At 52.4% G+C, this 25,380-nt stretch carries 27 protein-coding genes; 9 read left to right on the top strand and 18 right to left on the bottom strand.

The window, feature by feature from the left end:
- Positions 1 to 5 precede the first annotated feature (5 nt).
- A complete protein-coding gene (locus EYZ66_RS01615; protein ID WP_139042626.1) occupies positions 6 to 1,397 on the top strand; it encodes a phosphotransferase family protein in 1,392 nt (463 codons plus the stop codon).
- Between the two features lie 15 nt (positions 1,398 to 1,412).
- Here EYZ66_RS01615 and EYZ66_RS01610 read toward each other — a convergent pair whose 3' ends face one another.
- Genes EYZ66_RS01610 through EYZ66_RS01600 form a run of 3 tightly spaced genes read right to left on the bottom strand, consistent with a single transcriptional unit; the run spans position 1,413 to position 2,345 of the window.
- Positions 1,413 to 1,592: a hypothetical protein gene (locus EYZ66_RS01610; RefSeq protein ID WP_040817462.1), complete on the bottom strand. Its 180-nt coding sequence runs from the start codon at positions 1,590 to 1,592 to the stop codon at positions 1,413 to 1,415.
- Positions 1,593 to 1,626: 34 nt separating this feature from the next.
- Positions 1,627 to 1,926 carry a helix-turn-helix domain-containing protein gene (locus tag EYZ66_RS01605; protein ID WP_009576912.1) on the bottom strand — a complete coding sequence of 100 codons (300 nt, stop codon included), beginning with the start codon at positions 1,924 to 1,926 and terminating at the stop codon, positions 1,627 to 1,629.
- Positions 1,927 to 1,934: 8 nt separating this feature from the next.
- Positions 1,935 to 2,345: a hypothetical protein gene (locus EYZ66_RS01600; protein ID WP_009576913.1), complete on the bottom strand. Its 411-nt coding sequence runs from the start codon at positions 2,343 to 2,345 to the stop codon at positions 1,935 to 1,937.
- A 129-nt stretch (positions 2,346 to 2,474) separates the two neighbouring features.
- Between EYZ66_RS01600 and EYZ66_RS01595 the strand changes: the two genes are divergently transcribed.
- On the top strand, positions 2,475 to 3,362 hold the full coding sequence (locus EYZ66_RS01595; RefSeq protein WP_009576914.1) for an alpha/beta hydrolase: 888 nt from the start codon (positions 2,475 to 2,477) through the stop codon (positions 3,360 to 3,362).
- Positions 3,363 to 3,435: 73 nt separating this feature from the next.
- On the opposite strand, the gene EYZ66_RS01590 is transcribed toward EYZ66_RS01595, so the two are convergent.
- Together EYZ66_RS01590 and EYZ66_RS01585 are read right to left on the bottom strand one after the other, a co-directional pair.
- Entirely contained in the window at positions 3,436 to 4,635 is a 1,200-nt protein-coding gene (locus EYZ66_RS01590) for an iron-containing alcohol dehydrogenase (protein ID WP_009576915.1), read from the bottom strand.
- A 15-nt stretch (positions 4,636 to 4,650) separates the two neighbouring features.
- The gene (locus EYZ66_RS01585; protein ID WP_009576916.1) at positions 4,651 to 6,336 is read right to left on the bottom strand and encodes an AMP-binding protein; all 1,686 of its coding nucleotides are present in this window, start codon (positions 6,334 to 6,336) and stop codon (positions 4,651 to 4,653) included.
- A 166-nt stretch (positions 6,337 to 6,502) separates the two neighbouring features.
- On the opposite strand from EYZ66_RS01585, the gene EYZ66_RS01580 reads away from it, so the two are divergent.
- A complete protein-coding gene (locus tag EYZ66_RS01580; protein WP_009576917.1) occupies positions 6,503 to 7,495 on the top strand; it encodes an NAD(P)H-quinone oxidoreductase in 993 nt (330 codons plus the stop codon).
- 42 nt (positions 7,496 to 7,537) lie between these two features.
- Here EYZ66_RS01580 and EYZ66_RS01575 read toward each other — a convergent pair whose 3' ends face one another.
- Complete coding sequence (locus EYZ66_RS01575) at positions 7,538 to 7,984, bottom strand: hypothetical protein (protein ID WP_009576918.1); 447 nt, start codon at positions 7,982 to 7,984, stop codon at positions 7,538 to 7,540.
- A 67-nt stretch (positions 7,985 to 8,051) separates the two neighbouring features.
- Here EYZ66_RS01575 and EYZ66_RS01570 point away from each other — a divergent pair, with 67 nt between their 5' ends.
- Both EYZ66_RS01570 and EYZ66_RS01565 read left to right on the top strand, forming a co-directional pair.
- Positions 8,052 to 9,137, top strand: coding sequence for a PQQ-dependent sugar dehydrogenase (locus EYZ66_RS01570; RefSeq protein ID WP_009576919.1), 1,086 nt, complete (start codon positions 8,052 to 8,054; stop codon positions 9,135 to 9,137).
- A gap of 93 nt (positions 9,138 to 9,230) precedes the next feature.
- Positions 9,231 to 10,274, top strand: coding sequence for a DUF481 domain-containing protein (locus EYZ66_RS01565; protein ID WP_009576920.1), 1,044 nt, complete (start codon positions 9,231 to 9,233; stop codon positions 10,272 to 10,274).
- On the opposite strand, the gene EYZ66_RS01560 is transcribed toward EYZ66_RS01565, so the two are convergent.
- Positions 10,246 to 11,658: an MFS transporter gene (locus EYZ66_RS01560; protein ID WP_009576921.1), complete on the bottom strand. Its 1,413-nt coding sequence runs from the start codon at positions 11,656 to 11,658 to the stop codon at positions 10,246 to 10,248. The genes EYZ66_RS01565 and EYZ66_RS01560 overlap by 29 nt on opposite strands.
- Before the next feature lie 118 nt (positions 11,659 to 11,776).
- Here EYZ66_RS01560 and EYZ66_RS01555 point away from each other — a divergent pair, with 118 nt between their 5' ends.
- Positions 11,777 to 12,394: a c-type cytochrome gene (locus EYZ66_RS01555; protein ID WP_009576922.1), complete on the top strand. Its 618-nt coding sequence runs from the start codon at positions 11,777 to 11,779 to the stop codon at positions 12,392 to 12,394.
- A gap of 3 nt (positions 12,395 to 12,397) precedes the next feature.
- On the opposite strand, the gene EYZ66_RS01550 is transcribed toward EYZ66_RS01555, so the two are convergent.
- Genes EYZ66_RS01550 through EYZ66_RS01535 form a run of 4 tightly spaced genes read right to left on the bottom strand, consistent with a single transcriptional unit; the run spans position 12,398 to position 15,205 of the window.
- Positions 12,398 to 12,814, bottom strand: coding sequence for a hypothetical protein (locus EYZ66_RS01550; RefSeq protein ID WP_009576923.1), 417 nt, complete (start codon positions 12,812 to 12,814; stop codon positions 12,398 to 12,400).
- Position 12,815: 1 nt separating this feature from the next.
- Positions 12,816 to 13,052 carry a hypothetical protein gene (locus EYZ66_RS01545; protein WP_009576924.1) on the bottom strand — a complete coding sequence of 79 codons (237 nt, stop codon included), beginning with the start codon at positions 13,050 to 13,052 and terminating at the stop codon, positions 12,816 to 12,818.
- Positions 13,042 to 13,827, bottom strand: a complete 786-nt coding sequence (locus EYZ66_RS01540) for an enoyl-CoA hydratase/isomerase family protein (RefSeq protein ID WP_009576925.1) — start codon at positions 13,825 to 13,827, stop codon at positions 13,042 to 13,044. The genes EYZ66_RS01545 and EYZ66_RS01540 overlap by 11 nt, the downstream gene beginning before the upstream one ends.
- A gap of 46 nt (positions 13,828 to 13,873) precedes the next feature.
- On the bottom strand, positions 13,874 to 15,205 hold the full coding sequence (locus EYZ66_RS01535; protein ID WP_009576926.1) for a serine hydrolase domain-containing protein: 1,332 nt from the start codon (positions 15,203 to 15,205) through the stop codon (positions 13,874 to 13,876).
- A 93-nt stretch (positions 15,206 to 15,298) separates the two neighbouring features.
- Between EYZ66_RS01535 and gorA the strand changes: the two genes are divergently transcribed.
- A complete protein-coding gene (gene gorA, locus EYZ66_RS01530) occupies positions 15,299 to 16,663 on the top strand; it encodes a glutathione-disulfide reductase (RefSeq protein WP_009576927.1) in 1,365 nt (454 codons plus the stop codon).
- On the top strand, positions 16,660 to 17,427 hold the full coding sequence (locus EYZ66_RS01525; RefSeq protein WP_009576928.1) for a sulfite exporter TauE/SafE family protein: 768 nt from the start codon (positions 16,660 to 16,662) through the stop codon (positions 17,425 to 17,427). The genes gorA and EYZ66_RS01525 overlap by 4 nt, the downstream gene beginning before the upstream one ends.
- Before the next feature lie 4 nt (positions 17,428 to 17,431).
- Here EYZ66_RS01525 and EYZ66_RS01520 read toward each other — a convergent pair whose 3' ends face one another.
- The 7 genes from EYZ66_RS01520 to EYZ66_RS01490 all read right to left on the bottom strand — a co-directional run bounded on the left by EYZ66_RS01520 (position 17,432) and on the right by EYZ66_RS01490 (position 24,325).
- Positions 17,432 to 18,028 carry a DUF938 domain-containing protein gene (locus tag EYZ66_RS01520; protein WP_009576929.1) on the bottom strand — a complete coding sequence of 199 codons (597 nt, stop codon included), beginning with the start codon at positions 18,026 to 18,028 and terminating at the stop codon, positions 17,432 to 17,434.
- 14 nt (positions 18,029 to 18,042) lie between these two features.
- A complete protein-coding gene (locus tag EYZ66_RS01515; RefSeq protein ID WP_009576930.1) occupies positions 18,043 to 18,678 on the bottom strand; it encodes a hypothetical protein in 636 nt (211 codons plus the stop codon).
- A 181-nt stretch (positions 18,679 to 18,859) separates the two neighbouring features.
- Positions 18,860 to 19,747, bottom strand: coding sequence for a 3-hydroxyisobutyrate dehydrogenase (mmsB, locus tag EYZ66_RS01510; RefSeq protein WP_009576931.1), 888 nt, complete (start codon positions 19,745 to 19,747; stop codon positions 18,860 to 18,862).
- Between the two features lie 12 nt (positions 19,748 to 19,759).
- Positions 19,760 to 20,884 carry an enoyl-CoA hydratase/isomerase family protein gene (locus EYZ66_RS01505; RefSeq protein ID WP_040817471.1) on the bottom strand — a complete coding sequence of 375 codons (1,125 nt, stop codon included), beginning with the start codon at positions 20,882 to 20,884 and terminating at the stop codon, positions 19,760 to 19,762.
- Complete coding sequence (locus EYZ66_RS01500) at positions 20,869 to 21,657, bottom strand: enoyl-CoA hydratase (protein ID WP_009576933.1); 789 nt, start codon at positions 21,655 to 21,657, stop codon at positions 20,869 to 20,871. Before EYZ66_RS01500 ends, EYZ66_RS01505 begins: the two co-directional genes overlap by 16 nt.
- Positions 21,654 to 22,814: an acyl-CoA dehydrogenase family protein gene (locus EYZ66_RS01495; RefSeq protein WP_009576934.1), complete on the bottom strand. Its 1,161-nt coding sequence runs from the start codon at positions 22,812 to 22,814 to the stop codon at positions 21,654 to 21,656. The genes EYZ66_RS01500 and EYZ66_RS01495 overlap by 4 nt, the downstream gene beginning before the upstream one ends.
- Before the next feature lie 14 nt (positions 22,815 to 22,828).
- Positions 22,829 to 24,325: a CoA-acylating methylmalonate-semialdehyde dehydrogenase gene (locus EYZ66_RS01490; RefSeq protein ID WP_009576935.1), complete on the bottom strand. Its 1,497-nt coding sequence runs from the start codon at positions 24,323 to 24,325 to the stop codon at positions 22,829 to 22,831.
- Between the two features lie 116 nt (positions 24,326 to 24,441).
- On the opposite strand from EYZ66_RS01490, the gene EYZ66_RS01485 reads away from it, so the two are divergent.
- Positions 24,442 to 25,317, top strand: a complete 876-nt coding sequence (locus tag EYZ66_RS01485; protein WP_040817474.1) for an AraC family transcriptional regulator — start codon at positions 24,442 to 24,444, stop codon at positions 25,315 to 25,317.
- Positions 25,318 to 25,380: the final 63 nt, after the last annotated feature.

Genomic DNA, 25,380 nt, shown 5'->3' with positions numbered 1-25,380 from the left:
GCGTGATGACGAGGCTGCAATCCTTCATCGAAAAACATCTCGGCCAAGGGGTTAAGGTCGAGAACGCGTTGTTACTGACCGGTGGCGCAAGCCAGGAAACTTGGCGAATCGATGTGGAGCACAATAGCATTCAGACTGCCTATTGTTTACGCCGTGCCAAAGACAGCGAATCAGAGCAAGCACTGGATCTCGGCGGCGTGGGCCTCATGGTCGAGGCCGAGCTGATTCAAGCAGCACATCGTGTAGGCGTTAAAGCGCCCCAGATAGTGGCCCTCATAAGCGCAGAAGACGACCTTGGCATAGGGTTTTTGATGCAATGGTTAGACGGCGAGACCCTTGGACATAAAATCGCCAGAGCTCCAGAGTTCGCGAGTATTCGCCCTGAGCTCGCTCGCCAATGCGGTGAGCAGTTAGCCTTGATACACTCAATGGACACACAACCTTTTTTGCAGGCAGGCAGCTTGCAGAAAATGGCGAGCGTGGATTTTGTTCAGCAGACCTACAACCAGTACTTGTCGTTAAATGTGCAGCAACCTATGCTGGATTACACTGCGCGTTACCTCTTAGAAAACGCGCCCAAGCAACACGATTACGTGCTGAACCACGGTGACTTTCGCAGCGGGAACCTCATGGTCGACCCAACGATAGGCATCAGCGCCGTATTGGATTGGGAGCTCGCCTCTATCGCCGACCCCGCCAAAGACCTTGCTTGGCTATGCGTCAATTCCTGGCGCTTTGGCTGTAACGAGTTCGTCGTTGGCGGCTTTGGCGACTTGGACGATTTACTGACAGCCTACAACGCCAACAGCGGCCGCAACATTAGCGCCGATGACATTCACTATTGGATGGTATTTGGCTCATTTTGGTGGTCAGTGTGCTGCTTAAGCATGGGCAACACCTACAAGACCGGTGTCAATACCTCACTCGAGCGCCCTATTATTGGTCGACGCGCCTCCGAAGGCCAGCTCGATTGCGTGAACTTGTTGCTGCCACAGGGTTTCGAAATCATCCCTGACGAACAGAATCAAGCTCTGCTACCCACCGATGCCGAGCTTGCTGAGGCCTTGCAAGCTCACCTCAAAGACAACGTCGCACCACTGTTGAATGGCAAAGACAAGTTTCTCGTACAAGTCGCGGCCAATGCCGCGGGCATATTAGCCCGCAGTGCCCGTTTTAATGCCACCGCGGCGAACCAAGCCAATAACCGCCTGCAGGCTCTTTTGGGTGACTGTGAACCGCAAGAAGACCTCAACGCTAAACTTTGCGAGCATATCCGTGGAGGGCTTATCGACCTAGACAACCTCGCCCTGCAGGCGCACTTACGCGCGACGGTCGAAGCTCAGGTCCTTATAGATCAACCGCAGTACGTTGAGTTTTCCAAGCGGGGCGCTAAGTAATACGCGGCAACTGTTTTACTCCGCATTTTGCGACTGCCTGCGCTTAGCCATTGTTGGCCAGCCACCCAAAAGCGGCAAGACCCAGGCGGCTAGCACCCACCAATGATCACTCCAACGCAACTCACCGAGCGCAAAGACGCCGAGCATGATGCAGGATATCGTGATAATAAGAACGTTTAAGGTTTTCTGATTCATCTGCTGTAGTCCAAAATGAATGTTATCTCTTGCTTCATCCCAGCCAATAACCCAGTGAGAACGCCACCAAAAACGTCACAGCAACATAGGGCAATATCTCTGAACTTTCAGATTCAGTCGCCGCTGTTGTTTTGGCTCGATTGTCGACCAACAATTCCGCCACGGTTGCCTCCAGCACGCTGGCTAAGGCTTTAGTCGTTTCCATTGACGCCACCCCAGTTTTTTCCAGACGCTGAATCGTTCGAATATTGATATCGCAAATGTCCGCAAGCTGTTGTTGGGTCCAACCGCGGGTTTGACGGGCATTTTTAATACTGTCTTTGTCAATCAACATATCGCCCCCTACACCAACCAAGACGCCGTCGCATAGCCCACTGCTGCGCCCACAGCGGCAAGACCCACTACAGCTTTCCAGCTGAGTGATTTTTTATTCGCGCGCGACAACGCGTCCGTTTCGTAAACAAGATGCCCCGCCACAAATGCGCGAATCATGATTTTTGTCATAAAACGCTCCATGGAGATAGACAAGTTCATTTGCTCATCGCCCACATTCAGAACATGCTCGCTTCGCAGTGCAAACACCTTCTCGTCGACAACCTTTTCATCATCCACCCAGATTTGCTCTCGCGATGAAAATGTCGCAAGGTTCAAAATAACCTGGTGCTCGCTGTAAACGAAGGCAACCGTAATACCCTTGGCAAGAGAAAAGTCGAGCTCATCGTCAAGCTCTTGAACTGGCTTATTGGGGAGCATAGTGAAAATCCTCTCGTTTCAAGTGAAGGCCCAGTCTAAGCACAAAACTTGCAAATTGCGCCGACACACTTGCGACTGTCGTAAAACTGTCCGATAGTTAGGGCCTATTAACAACAAGAAACTAAAATAATGATACAAAAACTACTTGCTTGGATTCTTAGGCGCTATTACCTCAGTGTAAATCGTAAAGCCAACCCCGAAGCCCACACGCAACGCACCCATCCTGTCAACATCCCCAGTCGCGACGACAACCGTAAAATTCCCGCCAGGCACTATTCGGCCTGCGATGAAGGCAAACCGCTTATCGTGTTCTTTCACGGCGGCGGCTGGGTTATAGGTGATCTAGAAACCCACGATGCACTGTGCGCCAAGCTCAACCAAATAACAGGGTGTGCGGTTCTTGCCATCGACTATCGCTTGGCACCCGAGCATCGTTTCCCGGCTGCGTTTGAAGATGCTCTAGACGCCACGATTTGGGCCGCTGAGCAGCTGGATGTGCTCACCGATGCCAGCACCCAACTGATTGTTGCTGGCGACAGCGCCGGAGGTAACCTCGCCGCGGCCGTGTCACTCAATCTGCCCGAGGTCGCGCGTGCAAGCCTCGCAGGCCAAGTACTGATTTACCCCGTCACTGAATACTACTTGTCGGGTTATCAAAGTTATATCGACAAAGGAAAAGGCTATGCACTCAGCAAAACGCTGATGCACTACTTTTGGAATACGTATTTAGGCGAGAAATTTTCCGACCTAGCGACAGCCGAGTCGAAGGCCAAAACCGCTTTGCCCGGGACCTATAGTGACCTTAGCGCAATGCCAAAAACCTTTTTGTCGACCGCCGAGAATGATCCTTTACGCGACGAAGGCATCGCCTTTAAAGAGGCTTTAATCCGCGCAGGTATTACAACAAGTTACCAGCATTTTTCGAATTCAGAGCACGGTTTTGCTACCGCACCCGGCGCTGACCCCGAGGCCGTGCGCCAAATTGAATTGATCAATGAGTGGATTACTACGCTCTAACCCCATTAACGCGTGCAATAAAAAAGGGGCGTGTTCAAAGCGCCCCTTTTTTACTATTACATAACGATTTAGATTAAACCGTCATCGCATCGAGCATGCCTAACACATCGGCTGGCATCATCAAACGCGGCACCGGATACGATACAGCCTCAAGCACGGCGGCTTGCGCAATCGCGGCGTGGTCCTCGCGTTTGATGGCATCTAGGGTGGTACCGATGTCCAGGGTGGTATTCAGCGCTTTAACCGCATCGATAAAGGCCTGAGCTTTAGCGCCCTGGGTAGGAGCATCGCCGCCCACCCCGACTAAATCCGCCAGCTCGGCCAGCGCCGCCTCGGCAGGCCCCTTACTGAACTCGAGCACGTAGGGTAACACCACGGCATTGGCTAATCCGTGCGGTACTCCGTAGTAGGCTCCAAACTGGTGCGCAATAGCGTGCACGTTACCGACATTCACTTGGTTAATGGCCAAGCCTGCGTGGTAAGCCGCCATCGCCATGGCCGCGCGCGCATCATGGTCAGACGCATCTGCGTAAATTTTAGGCAAAGCCTGAAAAATCGTTTTTATCGCAACACGTGCTTGCTCTTTGCGGGTGCCGCGATCCCAGGTGCAAATGTAAGCTTCGATCGCGTGAGTCAGCGCGTCCATACCCGTTGCAGCCGTAATCGCGGGGGGCAAGCCTTGCTGCAGCGCAGGGTCAACCGCTGCCGCTTTTGGTAACAAGGATGCGCCACTAATTACGACTTTAGCGTGATCTTGAACGTTGGTAATCACCGCGCCAGCGGTGGCCTCAGAGCCGGTACCCGCCGTCGTTGGAATGGCGTAAAGCGGAATGGTCTCGTGCTTAACCTTGCCAAAACCCACCCAGTTTTTCGGGTCTTCGTCGCTGGTGGCGGCACCTGACATAATCTTAGCGCAGTCGATGACCGAGCCTCCGCCCACCGCGATAATGACTTGGCTGCCAGCAGCTTTGAGCACATGCTTACCAGCATCAACCTGTTCAAAGGTTGGATTAGGCTCGATGTCATCAAAATACGCGACCTCGACACCGGCATCTAACAACTCTTTAACCGCAGCCTCGGTGACACCAAGTTCACGCAGGATTTTGTCGCTGGCCACTAATATCTTGGTATAACCTTGATCCAGCACATAGCGACACAGCTGCCGACTGGAACCCGGCCCTGTAAATGCTAAGTGGGACATACCCGGACCCAAACCCGCTAGGCTTTTCATGAGTCCCATTAATAAAGCGTGTTTGAAACGAATAGACAGCATTTTGATTCCTTATTGTTATTTAAAAATGACTTTAATGCCTTGTGTCGACCACGCCTCGTAATGCTCGGCGTAGGTGTCGTCAATGACATTGCGTTTGATTTTAAGCGTCGGCGTAGTAAAGCCGTTTTCGGGCGTCCAGCGTTCGGGCACCGCAACCAAGCAACTCATACGTTCGTGAGGATCCAGTGTTTGGTTAACGGCTGCCAAATGCGCCGTAAGCTCATCAGCAATGTGTTTAGCTGACTCAGCATCGACGATTTCAGCCTGTGCTACGTCATTCAAGTTTAGCACGGCGATGGGCTGGGGTAAATTGGCGCCCGTCACACAAACCTGCTCGATCAAAGAATTAGCCAGCAAGCGGTTCTCGATAGGTGCAGGCGCGACATACTTGCCTTTACTGGTTTTAAAGAGCTCCTTAACCCGTCCGGTAATATGCAAACGGCCATCCTCATCGATCCGGCCTTGGTCTCCGGTTCGCAGAAAACCGTCTTCAGTCAGCGTTTCCGCGGTAATTTCGGGTGCTTTGTAGTAGCCCACCATGGTTGTGGGTGACCGCACCAAAACCTCACCAATGTCACTAATCACACACTCGACCGCCGGATTAGCTCTACCGACGGCCCCCGGCAAAGATTCACCCACCGGTGTGCTGTGCGAGTAGGCAAAGTTCTCGGTCATGCCGTAACCTTCTTGAATTTCAAGCCCCAAGTCACGGTACCATTCAATCAACCTAATGCTTAAAGGCGAAGCACCACTGAGGGCCACCCGGGTTTGATCAAGCCCCAAACCCTGAAGTAACTTACGTCGAATTATTTTGCCAATGATAGGCAAGCGTTTCAGAAAGTTAAGCTTGGACTCGCCCACTTTAGCCAACACACCCTGCTGAAACTTCATCCAGATACGAGGGACCGCAAAAAACAGGGTCGGCCGCGCGCGCTGTAAATCTTCGGCAAAGGTATCCAGTGAATACGCAAAGTAAACCGTAAACCCACTGTACAGTTGCGCGGTTTCAAGTGCCGCTCGCTCGGCCACGTGCGCGAGAGGCAAGTAAGACAAGCAGCGATCGTTGGCATTGGCATCGTACAACAGGCCCGACAAGATGCCAGTGTTACCCACTGTTCTGAAACTGTGCATCACACCTTTGGGCATGCCCGTTGTTCCCGAGGTATAGACAATGGTTGCCAGTTCATCCAGGTCGGGGTCGGTTCGCTCTGCAAGCGGTTCCGAGCTGGTCAAAATTGTCTCCCAACTTATTGCACCACTCACTTCCGGTGCATCGGGGAAACGGACTACAGGCATAGTGTCAGGCAGGCCCGGCGCCATGGACTCAAAGTTATCGAGCTTGCCCACAAAGGCGTAGTTAGCACCACTGTGGTCAATAATTTGGCGAATGGTTTCTGCCGCGAGGTTAGGATACAGCGGCACCGTCACGCCGCCCGCCATCCATATCGCCAGGTCGGCCATGATCCAATGGGCACAATTTTTCGAGAAAAGAATGACACGATCACCGCGCTGCAAGCCTTGAGCACGCAGATAACTCGCCACTCGCTCGGCTTCATCCGCAACCTCTGCCCAACGCCACTGTTTCGTAACACCGCCCGCATAGGGCTGAATATAGGCGACTTGATCGGGCTGTTGCTCTACTCGCTGGTAAAATGCAGCTAAAGGGCTGATTACCTGAGCTTCAAGCTCGCTCGGTGTCATGTGAACCTCCTCGTTAATATTGTGTGTTTACGGCTCAAACATAATCTAGTATTCATTGTCGGCACCTTTTTTTCCAGTGCTAATGGACGAATTGGTGTGCTTAAATGGCACACTGTCGTCATAGGACCCTATGCATATTACACTGGCTCAATATTAGGACATTTACATGCAATTGCCCGCTAAGTTTAAGCACATCTCAGTCAATCCAGACAGTAAATCCTTATATTTGGACGAATCCATCTTAGAATCTCCCGAGGCCCGAGATGTTTTAATCAAGGTCACTGCAGCCGGTATTAATCGTGCCGATCTCTTGCAGCGGCAAGGTTTGTACCCAGCACCTGCCGATGCGTCGCCAATTTTGGGACTCGAAGTCGCCGGCGTAGTGGCCGCAACCGGACCTGACGTCACTCAATGGCAGGTAGGAGACCGAGTGTGCGCCTTGGTTCACGGTGGAGGCTATGCCAACTACTGTGCCGTTCGCGAAGATCAATGCCTGCATGTGCCCGACAACATCGAACTCGATGCCGCTGCGGGTTTACCCGAAGCATTATTGACGGCTTGGCACAACGTGTTCGAGCGAGCCCAGTTAAAGCCTGGCGAAACACTTCTTGTTCAAGGCGGGTCAAGCGGCATAGGTAGCATGGCGGTGCAAATGGCCAAACTGTGGGGCGCAAAGGTGATTGCGACCGCGGGAGGTGCCCACAAGTGCCAGCGTCTTAAAGAGATGGGCGTAGACTTGGTCATCGATTACCGCGAACAGGACTTTGAAGTAATCGTAAAAGACTACACCGAAGGCGGCGGTGTCGATGTGATTTTTGACATGGTGGGCGGAGATTACATCCAGAAACACATAAACTGCGCGGCTGTTGAGGGGCGAATCGTTAACATTGCCTACCAAAATGGCTTTGTCGCTGAAATCCATTTTGGTCTGGTTTTAATAAAGCGTCTGAGTTTATTGGCTTCTACTTTACGGCCACAATCGTTTGACGCTAAGGCACGTATGACGAGAGTAATCTCTGAACATTTTGGCGCTGCATTAAGTCAAGGCAACTTATTGCCCGTTATTGACTCCATTTACCCTTTGGCGGAGGCAGAAAAGGCGCAAAACGCCATGGCGCAGGGAAATCACTTCGGCAAAATTTTACTGCGCAGTGACTAGCAAGCCCAAATGACTCAGGCCACAGTGGGCGGCGCTTTTAAACTAATCGATAAAAATGGTCGAGGGCCTGCGACTCCAGTAGGCGTAGGCCCAGCCTCCCAAGGCACCCGCAAGGCCTTGCAGCAACAAGCCCAGCATGGGCCGCGCCCCAGCAACACCCCACAAGCCCAGCACCGACTTTAAAATTAAGTGCATCGCCAGAAGTGCCACAAAACCGGCCAAGGCGTAGAGCCAAACTCTATAGACTGGGAAAAAACGCGAGATCTGACCGGTCACCAAAAACGCAAGCAGGGCAGCAATACTCACGAGCACGAGATAGGGCATGAGCAAGCCCTGCAGATCCAACCAGGTGGTATTCAGCCGGACCGCCCAAGGCACGCTGGCCCCTAACTCTTGCAGACTGGCTAAGTTCATCTGCGTAATCGCAATCGAACCTAACAGGTAAATCATGATCACCGCAGCAAAATACGCCTTAACATAACGCCACATAGGCTTCTCACCTTCGCTAATTTTTTGCACTATACTGACACGCAACAATAAAGATAGGAAGTCAGCTATGTCTATTCGTCGATGTCTAAAGCAGATGGTCTGCGTTCTTGCATTCCTCTCAGCACCTGTCTTCGCAGACTACCAGCTGACCGAGGTGGCCAGTGGTCTGGACCATCCTTGGAGCGTGGCATTCTTACCCAACGGCGATCATTTAGTCACCGAGCGCCCGGGCCAATTGCTGCGCGTAGCCAAAGATGGCACTGTCACAACGATTACAGGCGTACCCACAACCTACTTCGCGGGGCAAGGTGGGTTTTTCGATGTCTTAACCCAAACAACAAATACTGGAACGCGGGTTTATTTGTCGTACGCAAAAGGCAAACCAGAGGCCAACGGTACGGCGGTTTATGCGGCTGATCTCGTCGGCACTGAGCTCAAAAATGGCCGCGATATTTTTTGGGCCAAAACCCTAAAAGACACGCCGCAGCACTACGGGGGGCGTATGGTATTCGGCCAGAACGAGACCTTGTTCATCACAACAGGCGACGGCTTTGACTATCGCGAGTCAGCCCAAGACAAACGCTCAGAGCTTGGCAAAGTAGTCCGCATTAACCTCGACGGTTCCCTACCTGACGATAATCCGTTTAGAGGCGAGCTCAGCGAACGCATCTGGACTTACGGCCATCGAAACCCTCAAGGCTTAGCCATCGATAGCGCCGACGGCGCCCTGTACCTACACGAGCACGGTCCAAAAGGTGGCGATGAAATCAACCGCATCGAACGCGGGAATAACTACGGCTGGCCTCTCGCTACGTACGGCGTCAATTACAGCGGCGCACGCGTATCGCCCTACACCGAATATTCGGGAACCCAGCAACCCATTCATCATTGGACACCCAGCATCGGTCCCTCGGGCTTTGCAATTTACCGAGGCGATATGTTTCCGGAATGGCAAGGCAATTTATTTGTAGGAGCTCTGGTCAATCGCGAAGTAAGGCGCCTTACGCTCAAGAATGGGAGGATCGACTCAGAGCAGGCCGCATTCCCTGAGATTCGTGATCGCATCCGTGACATCCGCGTGAGTCCCGAGGGCGCGCTGTACGTCGTTACCGACGGCGAAAATGGTCGAATCATTAAGGTCACAAAAAATTAAAACCTGATTTGCTTGATTTTTGAGCTGAGCACGCTACCCTGCGCGACCGTATAGCGCAGGCGCGCTTGTTCGCAAAAATTAACAGGAAAGACCATGCCATTTGCTATCTTGTTTATCGCCTGCTGGGCCGGCTTTTACACCACTTTTGCTGCAGCCCAGAACGACGAAACGCCCCCCGTTGATACTATCACCTTAAATAACGGATCGATCATTTACGGCACGGTCAACAACATCAAAGATGGCAAGGTTCACATCGCGACCAATTTCGCCGGTAAACTCGCGATTGACTCGTCTCAAATTACCGAAATGCGGACCTACAACCCGGTCGTTGTTAAGTTAAGCAACGGCACGGTGTTAGAAAATGTCGTAATTGCTCTGAGCGATCAAACGCCTATCTTACGAACCTTGGGAACATCAGCGGAAGCACAGGTCGCCTTGACCGATATCGTTGCGCTTAACCCAGAGCCTTGGCAAATTGGAGAAGGCTACAAGCATGAGGGCGGAGCCTCTTTAGCGCTGGTGCAACAGCGCGGAAACTCAGACACCGACCAGCTGGACTACCGAATTGAAGGCAAATGGACGGGCGATGATGACCGTTTCAGCGTTACTGCTGAAGGTGAACTGGATGAATCAGAAGGCATGAAGAATGCCGAAAACTGGTTAATTACCAGCAAATACGACCGTTTTATGGGGGGCACCTCTTACTTGGGTGTCAACAGCTCGTTAAAGCAAGATCTGTTTGCTGACCTCGATATGCGTTTTTACTTGGGCCCCTATTTCGGGCGGCAATTTTACGATACCAATCGGTTCAAACTGTCGGCCGAACTGGGTTTAACCTATGTTCAAGAAAACTATATCAACGCTGAAGATAAAACCTACCCCGGTGCGAACTGGACAGTAAATATTGGTAGCGATGTTTTTGGCGACGATACCGAACTGTACTTCAATCACAAAGGCATCTGGGACCTAGACAGCTTGTCGGATGTGGTTTTGGACACCCGCATCGGCTTAAAAATTCCTTTAATGATGAACATCCAGGCGGCTGCCGAGTACAGCCTTGAGTACGACTCGGGTGCTGTAGAAGGGGTGGATGAAATTGACCAAAGCCTCAAGGTCCGCTTTGGTTATCGCTGGTAGAACGCTGGGCCACCGCACCTTGCATGCGGGTAATGTCGGTCCGCGTCAGCAGCATGCCAAAGGTCAATAAAAACGCGACGACCAGAGGTGCTCCTGCGCCAGCCATGTACCAAGCAGCCAAGGCATTGAGCACAGCCTCTGGGACCGAACCTGGCGGCATCTCGCGACTTAAGCCAATAAAATCCAATACGGCACCACCATAAGCTGGTCCCAATACCGAGGCCATTTTGGTCGAGAAGTTCAGTGCTGCAAAAAAACTGCCTTCTTGCCTGTGCCCCGTGCGGTAATCGTGTTCGTCGGCAATGTCAGCGGCTATCGATTGCGACATGATCGCGCGTAACAAGAAGAAGTACATAAATACAAACATGAACAATAAATTAATCCATAGGATCAGTGGCTCGCCATTTTCAGGCCACCAGCCCAATAGACGAGGCGGATACAGCCACACTCCGTTTACCATCATCATGCCCAGCGCAAAACGCAAAATTTGCGGCTTCTCGAAACGGTGCAACCATGCGCTTAAGGTCGCCATAACCGCACCAATGGCGACCAAACTGGGACCTGCCAAAATTAACGAGATCTCGAAAGCAGAAAACTCCCAAAAATAAATCCAAGCCAACATATTCAAGCTGACGATGACGCCGTAAGAAACTGTTGCAAAGACGTCATAACCCAATAGAAAGCGAAAATTACGATTCGAAAATGTTTTCGCAAAAGCCTTCAGCATCGAGTGCGAATGCGCAGAAACCGCGGGTATCGGTGCATTCAAACAACTAGAGACCGAACCGGTAAGCCATACCAAGACGCAGCTCATGACGCCGTAATAAAAATATCGATCGCTCACAAAACGGCCATCCGCGCCGCCTCGTTCCGCAAAAATTGTCGTCAAAGCGACTGCTGGCAAAATCACAGACACGAAAAACATAACCGCCATACGCGCGCCAATTACTTTAGAGCGCTCGTGGTAATCCTGGGTGATGTCGGTCGATTGGGCCAAATGCGGAATGGCAAAAAAAGTAACCGCTATGCGCACCCACAAGGACCAAAACAGCAGCCATGCGGCAAGGGGGTACTGACTGTCACTGACAACTTCAGGGGGCGTAAACAGGCCAATAAAACCCAGACCAGCAGGCAGTATACTAGCGATCATAAAAGGACGGCGACGCCCCAAACGAGACCGCCAACGGTCTGACCAAGCACCGACCAAGGGGTCTGAAACGGCGTCAAATAGCAGGCTTACCGAAATAACAAGACCGGTTAAGGTCCCGGACAAGCCCAGTACTTGCGTGTAGAACAGCAGCACAAACATGGTGTAAGCGGCTTCTTTAGCTGCATACACCGCCCCGCCCGAGCCGTACATCCATTTTGTTTTTATTGATACCATGCATATCGCCACAACACGTAAGAGCTAAGACTAATACGAACTCGACCACTTGTCGACCAGCACTTTTTTCTGAAGATCGACTATACTTGCGCCTCCACAAATTCAACACGAGGCGCCCGTGAAAGCCCTACTTGTTTTTATGCTGACCATCAGCGCAACGTTGGCTCAAGCTGAAGTCGATATCGAAGCCGGCAAAGCGCGCTATGCAGAGTGCAGCGCGTGCCATGGATCGCAAGCAGAGGGTAACGCCGCACTCAATGCGCCAGCGCTGAGTCACTTACAGCCCGTGTACATAGTGCGCCAGCTGCAAAATTACGCGACGGGTGTGCGCTCGGGCGAACCCGGCACGCCAGCGGCAATCATGGCTGCATCTGTTGAGGGTTGGGACAACATTGCTGAAAAACGCAATTTAGCCGTCTATATCAATTCTCTGCCCATCGCACCCAAGACTAGGACCTTAGGTGGCGACGCCGAGCAAGGCGCGACCACCTACCGGAACTTGTGCGCCGGCTGCCATGGCCGCGATGGTGAAGGTAAGAATGTGTTGCATGCACCGGCGTTAGCGGGCGCTGACGACTGGTACCTACTAGCGCAAATGCGAGCGTTCCAAGACAAACGCCGGGGCAGCCATCAGGCCGACCAACTCGGAGCGCAAATGCAGAGTATGGCTAACCTCGTCGATGACGAAGGTCTTTTGAACATCATCGCTTACTTGCAGACTCGTCAGCCAAACTAGCGTCTATTTTTTAGATTTGCTCTTCATGACAGCTTGATAGCGCGTCTGCAGCTGCTCGTGCTGGTCTAAATCTTTAAAGGCATCAAGCCGAGAACGTGATTTACTCTGAGACACGTTTTGGCGATCAGACACTGCGGGCACCTCAGATTTCGCCCTACCACTTGAGGGGCTACTGTCGGACTTAGGACGCCATTGCCAAATGAGTATGCCCGCCGCACCGTACAGCAAAGCACTTTTTGCCACCAGCATGTAAATGGCCAAATCGGGATGGGTCTGAGCAAAGTAGTCCTGCAGGTCGCCGAGCAAAAAGTACGACACCGACAAAAGCAAAACCGTCGACCCAAGTCGGTGCAGCTGTTTTTTATGACGCTTCATAAAAAACAACAAGGTCGAGTATTTCGCGACTTTAAACAGGGACATATCAAATACCGATATTAATGCCCAACAGCAGGGCGACGACCCCAAAACCGCGCCAGCCGATACTCGACCAAATTTCCCGCTCTTTTTCGGCTATGAGAAACTCGAGGTCTGCGTCGCTGTAATCGGCTTCGGTGCGCCCCGCATGAATCATGTCTTGGCGAACTTTGTCGACCGCGCGATCACGCAGTTTTTGCCGAAAAACACGCGGTACGCGAAGCGCTTTGGGTTTATCGTCCATGAAACTCCGGTTTTTGTTTATTCACAAAGGCCTGAAAGCCCGCTTGAGCATCTTCCGTCATCGCACATTCTGCAATGTAGCGGGTCTCACGCTGCATCTGAGATTCCAGCGAATCGGTTTGGGTGTAAAGCATTAATTTTTTTACTTTGCCATAAGCGAGCGTAGGTCCCGATGCAAGCTGCGCTGCCAATTTGTTCGCTTCGTCATCTAGATTGTCGGCGCTCACGACACGTGTCAACAAACCCCAATCTAAAGCTTCTTCGGCATTCAAGGTGCGATTAGTCAAATACAATTCGGTCGCCCGGCGCACGCCAACAACCCGCGGCAAAAACCACGATGAGCTTCCATCCGGTGACAGACCTATGCCGGTATAAGCACTGGTAAACTTGCAGGTATCCTTCGCAATCGCTAGATCAGCCGCTGCCACTAAGCTAAGTCCCGCGCCCGCCGCCACGCCATTCACTTTGGCGATCCACGGCTTGGACATATGGGCTAAGCGCGAAATTGCGGTGTGCAAATAGAGGGTAATTTCCGCAAGGTCTTTATCCGCCTGCTTAGACACAGCAAACGATGGCACATCGCCACCGGCGCAAAAGGCTTTATCGCCTGCACCGGTCAACACAACAACGCGCACAGCGCTGTCTGCTGCGACTTGCTCCGCGGCGTCGTTCAGAGCCTTGGCCAAATCCAAACTAATGGCGTTAAACGCCGAGGCTCGATTCAAGGTAAGTGTGGCCACGCCATCTTGAATATCTACCAATACTTGGTCGCTCATTATGACTCCTTATTCGTGGTCACAGCAGTATAACCCAGTGTGACGCTTAGTCTGAATCACCTAATCGCTCGACCAAACCCGCTAATAGAGCGTTCATACCTTCGTGAACTCGGCTCAACCCCAAACGCACGACCACCAGCTCCTGATCGGGCAACACAACCACGAACTGACCGCTGTTACCACCGGCATAAAACAAGCTCTCGGGCGCATCTGGGAAAGCAACGCCGTCATTGTTTAACCAGAAGCCTAAACCGTAGTCCTTGCGGACACTAGATGGCTTAGGTGTAGTCACATAATTCATCCAACCTTCGGGCAAGAGTGCTTGATTACCCGCCAGCGATTGGCGCCAAAACTCACCTACTTTTAACCAGTCCCGTGGCGTCATGTACAGGTATGAAGAGCCAATTTGCACCCCCGATACATCGGGCTCGGCGGTAAGATCGTCTAAACCCAAGGGCTGACTAAAGCGCGCATCAATCCATTGCCAATAAGGCTCGGTGAGCGTTTGCTGCCAAAAGTAAGACACGACATTGGTATCGCCACTGGAGTATCGAAATAAATTCCCAGGCTTGTCCATGTGCCCCTGCATCACAGGCACTTCCCACGCAACGTCAGCGCGATACAGCATTTTGGTGACATCATCCCCGGGCGTGTAATGTTCTTTAAAATCTAAGCCTGTGGACATCGCCATAAAGTTCTCAAGCAACAAATCGTCAGACAAGTTTTCGTAAAGCTCCGGGCGATTTGGATAGCTCGCTCGCAGCGTCGCTTTTATGGGCAAGTCGGTAGCCAAAGCTCCTTGTTTTACTTGCATACCTACCCAGGTGGCCACAAGGCTTTTGTTCATTGACCAGGCCTGCATAGGCGTCGCGTTCGTTACCGGACCAGCATAGCGTTCGGCAATCAACTCGCCTTTATGCATCACCAATACCGCCAGCGTGTTGCGACCTTCGCCAGAGGGCTCTGAAAATGCTTCATCAAATAAATCGATTAAATAATCGGGAATACCTACATCGGGTTGCACTGCAACATTGGGTCTGGGCACTACATAATCGGCCGTCTCCGGAGCATTTAAGGTGCAACCCGTGGCTCCTAAATAGCGCGCCGTCGAGGTAAAACCGAGCAGTGACGAGCTAACAGCGCGACCGGGCTCGTCTACCTCGTATGATAAAAAGGGGCGCAAAGGGCCCATCAGCTCCATTCTTGGGTAGACGTCTGTGTCCCAAATGAATTGATCGGGTAATTCAGACACAAAATGTGTCGAGCACAACTGTTTTGCGGTGTAGCCCGTTGCGATGCCCAGCATCATAGGTGCGGCATTAATACCCAACAATAATAAAACGACTACGAGTGCGCTTATGACGACTGATTTTTTCATAGGTCTTCCTTCTTCGGTAAGCGTCGATCTTAGCAGTATGGACACAATCCGTTCACTGCTACAATAACGCACTTTCGTCAAAAAGGTGTGAAAATGGGTTCAAACTACGACCTCATCGTCATTGGAGCAGGCTCAGGGGGTGTAAGAGCAGCGCGTATCGCCGCCAGCCTGGGGGCTAAAGTCGCCATCATTGAAGACCGCTACATGGGCGGCACCTGCGTCAACGTGGGCTGCGTCCCGAAAAAGCTTTACGTTTACGCCTCGGAGTTTGGCGCGGCAGTGGAAGATGCCGAGGGTTTTGGTTGGCGCTTTAAAGATGCACCTGAGTTCGACTGGCCAACGCTTACCCAAGCAAAGGTCAAAGAAATTGGGCGTCTCAATGGCATCTATCGCAAGATGCTCAATAACTCGGGCGCTACCGTCATCGATGGGCGCGGTAAAATCACCTCGGCCACCACGGTAGAAGTCGGTGAGCAAGTGCTCACTTCCGACCGAATTCTTATCGCGACAGGCGGCTGGCCCGTTGTCGCCGACATCCCCGGCGCCGAGCTCGCGATTACCTCGAACGAAATCTTCGACCTCCCGAGTTTCCCCAAACGCTTATTGACCATTGGTGGCGGCTATATAGCGACTGAGTTTTCAGGGGTATTTAACGGCCTAGGATCTAGGGTAACGCAGGTATATCGCGGCGAACTGTTCATGCGCGGCTTTGACCTCGACATTCGGCGCCACTTACTGAATGAAGTCAGAATGACTGGCGTTGATCTGCGCATGAATACGGATGTCACTCAGCTAGAGCAAGCGGGCGATGGCATCTTGGCGCACTTTAACGATGGCACCGAGGCACATTTTGACGCGGTTTTGTACGCCATTGGCCGGCGGCCCAATCTAGACGGCTTGGGCGCTTTAGAAGCGGGCGTTACCCTAAACGAAGATGGCACCATTGCCGTTAACGAGAACTTCCAAACAGCTGTCCCCACCATCTATGCTTTGGGCGATATTATTGGTGGGCCGGAGCTTACGCCAGTAGCACTAGCGGAAGGCATGGCTTTTGCGCACCAACAGTTCGGCCAAGGTGGTAATGCGCCTGATTATCAAAACGTCGCAACTGCGGTATTTAGCCAACCCCAAGTGGGCACCTGCGGACTGACGCAAGAACAGGCCTGCGAACAATACGCCCACTTAAAGATCTACCGCAGTGACTTCAAACCCATGAAACATACCATTAGCGGGCGTGAGCAGCGCAGTTTTATGAAATTGATTGTCGACGGCGACACCGACCGAGTGCTGGGTGCGCACATGGTGGGACCTGACGCAGGCGAAATCATGCAAGGTTTAGGAATAGCCATCAACATGGGCGCTACCAAGGCTCAATTTGATGCCACAATTGGCATCCATCCAACAGCCGCAGAAGAGTTCGTCACTATGCGAACACTCAGCGAAGAGATCCTGCTATGACATCCAGCCCTGAAGCTCTGGCCCTACTCGCCTTTTTGGGCGCAGCCTCGGGCTTTTTAAACGTGATCGCAGGGGGCGGTTCGCTTCTCACAGTGCCTGCATTGGTTTTTTTAGGACTGCCTGGCCCCGTCGCAAATGGCACCAATCGGATTGGTATTTTGCTGCAAAACCTGACCGCAATATGGGCGTTTCGCAACCGCGGTTTTAGCGCATTCAAACTCAGCTTTACGCTATCGCTGGCGACGCTTCCCGGAGCGCTTGCAGGTGCCTATGCCGGCGTAAAACTTGAAGGCGAACTGTTTAATCAAGTCTTAGCTGGGGTCATGATTGGCGTCATGATCATCATGCAGTTTCAAAGCTCTTGGAAAACCAACGAGCAAGTACAAGAACGCGGCGACATTTCCAAACCTCGCTTAATTGCCGGGCACCTACTCATGGCCCTGACAGGTGTTTGGGGAGGCTTTATTCAAATTGGCGTTGGCTTTTTGATCATGCCCATCCTGTCGCGCGTTATGGGCTTATCCTTGGTCGAGACCAATATGCACAAGGTCTTTATCGTCGCTTTTTTCTCGATCGTGGCGCTATGGGTCTTTGCCTCGCAAGGTCAAATCGTTTGGCTACTGGGCGGCGCTTTGGCCATTGGAAATATGGTCGGTGCGTACTTTGGGGTCAAAATCTCGGTCGCTCGCGGCGAGCGCTTTATTTATTGGACGCTGAATTTAACGCTAATCGCGATGATAGCCAAACTGCTGTGGGATGCATAAGGCGCTAGTCGGCGTGCACCCACACCAGGATTTGGTTATTCGCAGGCATGTTGTGCTTTGCCTGAAGTACTAGGCCGCAGGACTGTGCCAGCGCCTGCAGGTCATCGACATCGCGAATACCCATACTTGGTTTGCGCGCACGCAGGCTCTGGTCAAAGGCTTCGTTACTGGCGCTTGTAAAGGCACCCGCCTCATTAAATGGGCCGTAGGTCAAGAACATGCCGCCCCTGAGCAAGACTCGCGACACCCGAAAAAATAAGGACTCGACTTCATCCCACGACATAATATGCAAAGTGTTGGCGGTAAAAACGGCGCTTACAGGACCCACAGGCCACTGCAAACGCGACACATCAATGGCTCTAACAGGCAACACAAGGTTGGGCAATTGAGCCTGCTGCAAACGCTCTTCCGACAAGGGTAACGACTCAGGTCTATCGGAGGGTATCCAAGTAACATCTGGCAAGCTACGCGCAAAATACTCGGCATGCTGCCCCGTGCCGCAGCCGATCTCCAGGACTTGTGCGCCGGGCGTAAGATAACCCTTTAGTACGTCTAAAATGGCGTGTTTATTGCGCTCGGCCGCGTCGGAATGAGGAATCATAGGATGCTTGTCGGTTAAATTTCGATTGCGCCCGTCGGGTGCGTTGAAAACTCGACGTAAAACACGCGTTCGGCATCGCCTTTAATGATGTCGCTTAGAGATGTTTTCCAGCGCACGCTTTTACCATCCTCGGCAATTTCGCCATTGCTGGCAATAATCGCGGGGGCCTCGAGGTACCAAGATAAGTGAGTATCGTTGAACATGCGCGCCAGCAGATTTCGTGCGACTCGAGCCATGGCGCCATCATCAACCTCAACTTGGTCATCATAACGAGACTCAATCCGAAAATAATCGGGACTCAATTCGCGCATCGCAAATAATTGACTCTTACCTTCACCGGTCTTAGTTAAGGTCAGTTGACGCATAGCGCTTATTGGCCCTTCGTAGGTAACACCGCAATGTAACCCTGCTTCATCGACACGCTGCGTTACGCGCTTTTCCACTCCGTCGGGTAACTCGTTATCCAACTCATCGACTTGAATATCGCAATGATCGTCTTCGCTCCAATCCTCAAGGGTTTCTAAAGTGTCCGACTTGACCACCACCAAAGCGTCATAAGTCGCCGTATCTCCCGCCACGACCAAACGTTGCTCGACGTCAAAACACGCGGTTAAACTTAGCACCATCGCCACAGCCAATAAATTACGCACAACGCTCTCCTGTAAGTTGTTAAGCGCAAGCATAGCGCCAGCACAAACCATAACCTAGCTTGCGCACGACCAACGGTAAACACCAAGCGACAAAATGATGTGTCTTAGCGCTAAAATGCCGTAACGTGAAGATATGAGCGCCGCGGCGAGTTAACATACCACGGCACTGGTAGCGAGGGCGTTAATCTTGATGTAAGCGTTCGAGAATACTGGAAAAGTCGCGAGTGCCATTACCCTGAGCTTGATGCTGCTCGTATAAAGACTGCGCCAGCTTACCCATGAGGTTATCGACACCCGATTGTTCGGCAATTTGAGCCGCAAGGCCCAAATCTTTAACCATCAAGTCCACCATAAAACCGGGCTTGTAGCCATTACTTGCAGGCGCAGTCGGCATGACATCAGGATACGGGTTGTAGACTTCAAGAGACCAGTTTCGGCCCGAACTCGCCAACATGATTTCAGACAGTACTTTGGGGTCTAGACCATTTCGGGCCCCCATCTCTAGAGCCTCGCAAGTACCAATCATATGCACCGCCAACAGCATGTTATTGCAGCCTTTAGCCACTTGGCCTGCACCGGCAGGACCGGCATGGAAAATTTTACTACCCATGCCCTCAAGAATGGCCTTGGCTTTGGGGAATACCGCCTCTGGGCCGCCACACATAAAGGCTAAAGTTCCAGCTGCCGCCGCAGCCACACCACCCGACACTGGGGTATCCATAAAGCCGATACCCAGCTCGGCAGCGGCCTCACCCACCTGACGCGCCGTGACGGCATCAATGGTGGAACAATCTAACGCTACGGTAGATGGGTCGATATTGGCGAGCAAGCCGCCCTCGCCCAAGTAGACCGCTGCAACATGCTTGCCCGCAGGCAACATGCTAATCACATAATCCACCCCTTTCGCTGCGTCTAAGGCTGAGTTCGCTCGCGCCGCTCCTTGGGCCTCTAAGGCCTGGCACGCAGCATCTGACAAATCAAAAACACACACCTGATGTCCGGCTTTAATCAGGTTGGCAGCCATAGGACCGCCCATATTACCCAGACCAATAAACGCAACACTCGCCATACTTGTTTCCTACTACGCTAAATCAGCCAAGGGGTTTTGCTCCCATGGCGCTTGAAAAAATGAGTCCAGCAAGGCCGCGGGGACCTCTTCGGGCGTTTTAAATTGCCACTTGGGCTGACGATCCTTATCGACCAATAAAGCTCTGACACCCTCCGCAAATTCGGGGTGGCGCATAATATTGGTACCCAGCTGAATTTCGGCTTGGAACACTTCAGCCAGAGACGCGTGACGCGTTTCGTGCAGCTGGCGCGCAATCCACAAAGCTGCTAAGGGCGAACCGTGCGCCAAGCCTTGAGCCGCTTTTGCTAACCAGCGATCATCGGAATCAACATGCGCTTTAATGCGGTCGAATACCGTTAGGATCTGATCGGCGTCGCACAAATCATCGATCAGGGCTCGGTGCGTTGCCACTGCTGATTCTGGTGGTTCAGCATCCGCGCAACCCGCTAATGCAGCAACGACCGAACGCGCATAATCACCGTTTTGTTGGGCATCCGTAGACCACTTAACGGCCGTCAGGTCTCCAATTAAGGTTTGGTATTGACCACTACTCATAAAACGATTGGCCAGCCCTGTGTACAAGGCATCGCCCGCATTAATGGATGCACCAGTGATACCCAAGAATAAGCCCGTACGCCCCGGCATATGATTTAAGAACCAACTACCGCCAACATCGGGGAACAAGGCAATGGTGACTTCTGGCATAGCAATGCGGGTTGTTTCGGTCACAATACGCAAGCTACAGCCGGCAAGAATGCCCAAGCCGCCGCCCATCACGATACCACTACCCCAGCAAATAATGGGTTTAGGGTAGGTATGCAGGGTATAGTTCATGCGATATTCACGCGTAAAAAAAGTCTCTGCGTACTCACAGGGGCCACCGGGGGTGCCCATAGAAGACTCGCGCAAAGCTTGAACATCTCCACCCGCACAAAACGCTTTTTCGCCAGCGCCATCAATCAGAATGGCCGCGATGTCATCTCGGTCGCGCCAGTCATCCAACGCGGCTTGCAGTGCATCGACCATATCAAGCGTTAACGAGTTCAGCGTCTTCGGCACGTCGAGCGTTAAGTGCCCCAATAGCCCTTGTGCACATTCATGTTCCGCAACGATCACTGCCATCACGCGTTCTTCCATACGGGCTCGCGCTTTTCTAAAAAGGCGTTAACGCCCTCGCGCTGATCTTCAGTGGAAAATAGTGCGGTGAACTTTTCGCGCTCGCCCACTAAACCATCGGCTATTGCTTTATCTCGCGCCGAGTGGATAAGCTCTTTGCACATAGCGACCGAAATCGGGCTTTGCTGTGCGGCCTGAGCTGCCAATTGCTTGGCGACGTCAAAGGCCTGACCAGTCTCTACCACTTGCTCGACCAAACCAATGCGCTCGGCCGTCGCTGCATCGATCCGCTCGTTGCATAAAATCATGCGCTTAGCCCAACCTTCGCCCACCAGCCAGGCCAAACGTTGCGTACCACCGGCGCAAGGCAATAGACCCACGCGCGCCTCAGGTAGTGCCATTTTCGCTTGTTGCTCGGCAATGCGAATATCGCAGGCTAGCGCTACCTCAAGCCCCCCGCCCATCGCAAAGCCATTGATGGCCGCAATCGACACGCCACGGAAATCCGCCAACGCCTCGAAGGCTTCGCCAAATAGACGCCCCATGGTCTCAGCGTTGGCTGGGTCGCCATCGGCAAATAATTTTAGATCCGCACCTGCCGAAAAAAACTTTTCACCGGCGCCCGTAATCACCAGCGCAAAAATGGAACGATCCGCATTTAGAGCCGCAACCACGTCACGCAGAGCAGGCAAACTCTCAACATCCCAGGTATTCGCGGCCGGATTATCGATGGTAATCAGGGCCGTGTGCCCGTCGATTTCGACTTTCACTTTTTCTGATGGGCTTATACTCATTTTATGACCTCCAAGGCGCCTTCCATTAACATTCGTCGGGCAATAATAACCCGCATCACTTCGTTTGTGCCTTCCAGTATCTGATGCACGCGAGTGTCGCGCACAAAGCGCTCCATAGGATATTCACGAATATACCCATAACCACCGAACAGCTGCAGAGCCTGGTTGCACACATCAAAACCCGCATCGGTCGCGAAACGCTTAGCCATAGCGCAGTAGGTGGTGGCTTGCGGATCGTTTGCGTCCAATTTAAAAGCCGCTAAACGAACCATAGTCCGAGCCGCGACGAGCTCGGTTTGCAGATCTGCCAAGCGAAACTGTGTTGCCTGGAATTCCGCGATACTTTGATTGAACTGTTGCCGCTCCTGCACGTAGGCCGTGGCTTCGACCAAAGCCTGCTGTGCAGTCCCGACCGAGCAGGTGGCTATATTGATTCGGCCACCATCTAAACCCTCCATGGCAATAGCGAACCCTTGCCCTTCCTTGCCAAGACGATTCGCTACCGGTACACGAACATTATCGAAGCTGATCATGCGCGTAGGCTGAGCATTCCAGCCCATTTTTTCCTCTTTTTTACCGTAGCTGATGCCCTCAGCATCGGCGGGAATCAAGAAGGCCGACACACCCTTTGCACCCGCGTCACCGGTCCTAAGCATCGCAACCAACACGTCTGTTGACCCAGCTCCTGAGATAAACACTTTCGCGCCGTTCACGACGTAATGGTCGCCGTCACGCACGGCACTGCTGCGCAGTGAGGCAGCGTCAGACCCCGCGCCAGGTTCAGTCAAACAGTACGATGCCAGCTTGGTACCCATAACCAGTTCAGGGCACCATTGCTCAATGATCTCGGGATTGGCGTACTTACCAATCATGCTCGTGGCCATATTGTGAATGGTCAAAAAGGCTGCCGTGGTCGTGCACCCCCGAGCGAGCTCTTCGACAATCAAACTGGCATCTAAACGCGACATGCCCAAGCCACCGGCAGACTCTGGGGTGTACATACCCATGAAGCCCATCTCGCCGGCTAGGCGCAGAACGTCTACCGGAAAAATGGACTCGGCGTCCCACCGAGCCGCATGTGGCGCCATCTCTGCTTGGGCAAATGCCCTGGCACTATCGACATACGCTTGCTGTTCATCGCTCAGGGAAAAGTCCATAGCAGTGCCTCGTTCTAGCGCAAGTTAATACTCATATTAGGTTGCGTACCGGTGGTCGCCTCGGTATGCGTCCACTTTGCGGTAATGGTTTTCGTTTCGGTGTAGAAACGTACCGCCTGTTTGCCATAGGCGTGCAAATCACCCCGGAAGGAACCACGCCATCCTGTGAACGAGAAAAAGGGAAGCGGCACCGGAATCGGGATATTAATACCGACTTGACCCACCTTGATCTCGCTTTGATAGTGTCTGGCCGCACCACCGCTGGCGGTGAAGATAGAAGTGCCGTTACCGACCTGACAGCGGTTAATTAAACCAATGGCCTCATCTAAGGTATCGACCCGCATGCAGCACAATACAGGACCAAAGATCTCCTCTTGGTAGATCGCCATGTCCGTCGTGACGTCCGCAAACAGGGTGGGACCCACCCAGTTGCCATCGGGGTAATCTTCAACTTGCACATTGCGACCATCGAGCAAACAGCGCGCGCCCTGCTCGACACCTTTTTCAATGAGGCCAAGTACTCGCTGATGTGCCGCTTTTGAAATGATAGGGCCGTAGCTGGCGCCCGCATCATTCCAGACACCGGGTCGAGCTTTACTCATACGCTCTTTCAACTCCTCGACCCACTCGTACGAATCACCGACGAATACAGCCACCGAAATAGCCATACAGCGCTGACCCGCTGCACCCACCGAAGCGCCCACCAAAGCATTCAAAGTAGAATTGCGATCAGCATCGGGCATAATCACCATATGGTTTTTAGCGCCCATCATACACTGGGCCCGTTTGCCTGCAGCGGTGGCGGTTTTATAAATGTACTCACCCACACGCGTCGACCCAACAAACGACACGGCTTCAACATCAGGATGCGTCAATAGTTGATCGACCTGCTCCGCGCCACCGTGAACCATGTTTAACACACCTTTGGGTGCGCCAGCCTCGATGAATAATTCGATCAAACGGATGGGGGTTAGGGGCACTTGTTCAGACGGCTTTAAAACAAAGGTATTACCGCAAGCAATCGCTAGGGGGTACATCCACAGTGGAATCATAGCTGGAAAATTAAACGGCGTAATACCTGCCACCACGCCCAAAGGTTGAATATAACTGTAGGTGTCGATTCCGCCAGCGACGTTAGCAACCGTTTCACCCATCATGTTCGAGGGTACGTTAGCCGCTTGCTCGACTACCTCGATTCCACGCCACACATCACCTTTGGCGTCTTCAAACGTTTTGCCAGTGTCATTTGCTAGAATTTCACCCAGCTCGTCATGATGTTCTTTTAACAGGGCTTGATAGCGCATCATAACGCGCGCACGCTCTGCCACCGGCACCAAACGCCAGGTCTCAAACGCCGCTTTGGCCGACGCCACCGCCAAATCCACCTCGGTCGCAGTCGCCATTGGCACTTCAGCTAAGACCTGCTGGTTCGCAGGATTGATAACGGGCATGACCTGCTGAGACGAACTTTGAACGAACTCGCCGTTAATAAACAAAGGAACGCGCTTCATAATATTTACTCTAATAAACGTGACAAACGCTAAGCTAACACGAGGTTTGACGACCCGATATTACCGATCTTGGGAAACACATGGACTATATTGCTCTTATCGAATAACCTATTGGCATGAGTTTACCATCGCAATGGCCGTTGCCTCCCAAAGGCAGCCGCATCGTCAGCCCAGCGTTTATGTTAGAGCGCATGCAAGCACATGCGCTGAGTGAAGACCTATACCCCACTGCTCTGGGCTACTACCCTAGAGCCAAGGGCCACCGTATGCAACGCGCAATCCATGACGATTACCTGATCATATATTGCGTTGATGGCCGCGGGAAACTCACCACCAAGCAAAACCAACACGATATCGAGGCCGGCGATATCATCGTACTCCCAAAAGGGCAAGCACACAGCTACAGGGCGCTAAGAAACACACCTTGGACCATCTTTTGGGTTCACTATTTAGGCAACAAAGCGCAAGACTTTACCGACTATCTGCTCCAACACGCAGACTACCGAGTGACCCACGTCGGCAACCACCCCCAGCTACGCTCGGCTTTTCAAGGCTTGCTCGACGTCGCCAGAACCGGCTACGACCTGAGCGCGTTTTTAACTCTAGCCAATAGACTCAAACTGCTGCTGACAGAGCTTGGCCAAACGCGCTATCAACAAGTTGCACCGAAAGGCTTGGACCTAGAGGCGACACAACAGCTGATGCGCGAGCATCTGAATAGCCACATTAGTTTAGATGAGCTCGCACAAGCCACTTTTTTATCAAAATTCCATTTTTCTAACCGTTACAAACGCCTGACGGGCTACCCGCCTATTCAGCACTTTTTGAACATGAAAATGGAATACGCCTGTGAATTGCTCGATGCCAGCACTCTTAGCGTAAAGGCCATAGCAGCTGCGTTGGGCTACAACGACCCGCTGTATTTTTCTCGATTGTTTAAACGCACCATCGGTGTATCACCTTTGACCTACCGCAAGTCAACGCAAGGCTAAACCAAAATACGGTTGTACAAATCCAATGTCTCGACATATGGTGCTGCCACCACGAGGAGAAAA

The organism is Aequoribacter fuscus, assembly GCF_009910365.1.
Taxonomy (GTDB): domain Bacteria; phylum Pseudomonadota; class Gammaproteobacteria; order Pseudomonadales; family Halieaceae; genus Aequoribacter; species Aequoribacter fuscus.
The sequence above is the reverse complement of the archived record's forward strand: the minus strand, read 5'-3'. Positions and strand labels throughout refer to the sequence as shown.

Coding starts and splice junctions, on each gene's coding strand:
- EYZ66_RS01615 (WP_139042626.1), top strand. CDS start 6: ATGACGAGGCTGCAATCCTTCATCGAAAAACATCTCGGCCAAGGGGTT.
- EYZ66_RS01610 (WP_040817462.1), bottom strand. CDS start 1,592: ATGAATCAGAAAACCTTAAACGTTCTTATTATCACGATATCCTGCATC.
- EYZ66_RS01605 (WP_009576912.1), bottom strand. CDS start 1,926: ATGTTGATTGACAAAGACAGTATTAAAAATGCCCGTCAAACCCGCGGT.
- EYZ66_RS01600 (WP_009576913.1), bottom strand. CDS start 2,345: ATGCTCCCCAATAAGCCAGTTCAAGAGCTTGACGATGAGCTCGACTTT.
- EYZ66_RS01595 (WP_009576914.1), top strand. CDS start 2,475: ATGATACAAAAACTACTTGCTTGGATTCTTAGGCGCTATTACCTCAGT.
- EYZ66_RS01590 (WP_009576915.1), bottom strand. CDS start 4,635: ATGCTGTCTATTCGTTTCAAACACGCTTTATTAATGGGACTCATGAAA.
- EYZ66_RS01585 (WP_009576916.1), bottom strand. CDS start 6,336: ATGACACCGAGCGAGCTTGAAGCTCAGGTAATCAGCCCTTTAGCTGCA.
- EYZ66_RS01580 (WP_009576917.1), top strand. CDS start 6,503: ATGCAATTGCCCGCTAAGTTTAAGCACATCTCAGTCAATCCAGACAGT.
- EYZ66_RS01575 (WP_009576918.1), bottom strand. CDS start 7,984: ATGTGGCGTTATGTTAAGGCGTATTTTGCTGCGGTGATCATGATTTAC.
- EYZ66_RS01570 (WP_009576919.1), top strand. CDS start 8,052: ATGTCTATTCGTCGATGTCTAAAGCAGATGGTCTGCGTTCTTGCATTC.
- EYZ66_RS01565 (WP_009576920.1), top strand. CDS start 9,231: ATGCCATTTGCTATCTTGTTTATCGCCTGCTGGGCCGGCTTTTACACC.
- EYZ66_RS01560 (WP_009576921.1), bottom strand. CDS start 11,658: ATGGTATCAATAAAAACAAAATGGATGTACGGCTCGGGCGGGGCGGTG.
- EYZ66_RS01550 (WP_009576923.1), bottom strand. CDS start 12,814: ATGTCCCTGTTTAAAGTCGCGAAATACTCGACCTTGTTGTTTTTTATG.
- EYZ66_RS01545 (WP_009576924.1), bottom strand. CDS start 13,052: ATGGACGATAAACCCAAAGCGCTTCGCGTACCGCGTGTTTTTCGGCAA.
- EYZ66_RS01540 (WP_009576925.1), bottom strand. CDS start 13,827: ATGAGCGACCAAGTATTGGTAGATATTCAAGATGGCGTGGCCACACTT.
- EYZ66_RS01535 (WP_009576926.1), bottom strand. CDS start 15,205: ATGAAAAAATCAGTCGTCATAAGCGCACTCGTAGTCGTTTTATTATTG.
- gorA (WP_009576927.1), top strand. CDS start 15,299: ATGGGTTCAAACTACGACCTCATCGTCATTGGAGCAGGCTCAGGGGGT.
- EYZ66_RS01525 (WP_009576928.1), top strand. CDS start 16,660: ATGACATCCAGCCCTGAAGCTCTGGCCCTACTCGCCTTTTTGGGCGCA.
- EYZ66_RS01520 (WP_009576929.1), bottom strand. CDS start 18,028: ATGATTCCTCATTCCGACGCGGCCGAGCGCAATAAACACGCCATTTTA.
- mmsB (WP_009576931.1), bottom strand. CDS start 19,747: ATGGCGAGTGTTGCGTTTATTGGTCTGGGTAATATGGGCGGTCCTATG.
- EYZ66_RS01505 (WP_040817471.1), bottom strand. CDS start 20,884: ATGGAAGAACGCGTGATGGCAGTGATCGTTGCGGAACATGAATGTGCA.
- EYZ66_RS01500 (WP_009576933.1), bottom strand. CDS start 21,657: ATGAGTATAAGCCCATCAGAAAAAGTGAAAGTCGAAATCGACGGGCAC.
- EYZ66_RS01495 (WP_009576934.1), bottom strand. CDS start 22,814: ATGGACTTTTCCCTGAGCGATGAACAGCAAGCGTATGTCGATAGTGCC.
- EYZ66_RS01490 (WP_009576935.1), bottom strand. CDS start 24,325: ATGAAGCGCGTTCCTTTGTTTATTAACGGCGAGTTCGTTCAAAGTTCG.
- EYZ66_RS01485 (WP_040817474.1), top strand. CDS start 24,442: ATGAGTTTACCATCGCAATGGCCGTTGCCTCCCAAAGGCAGCCGCATC.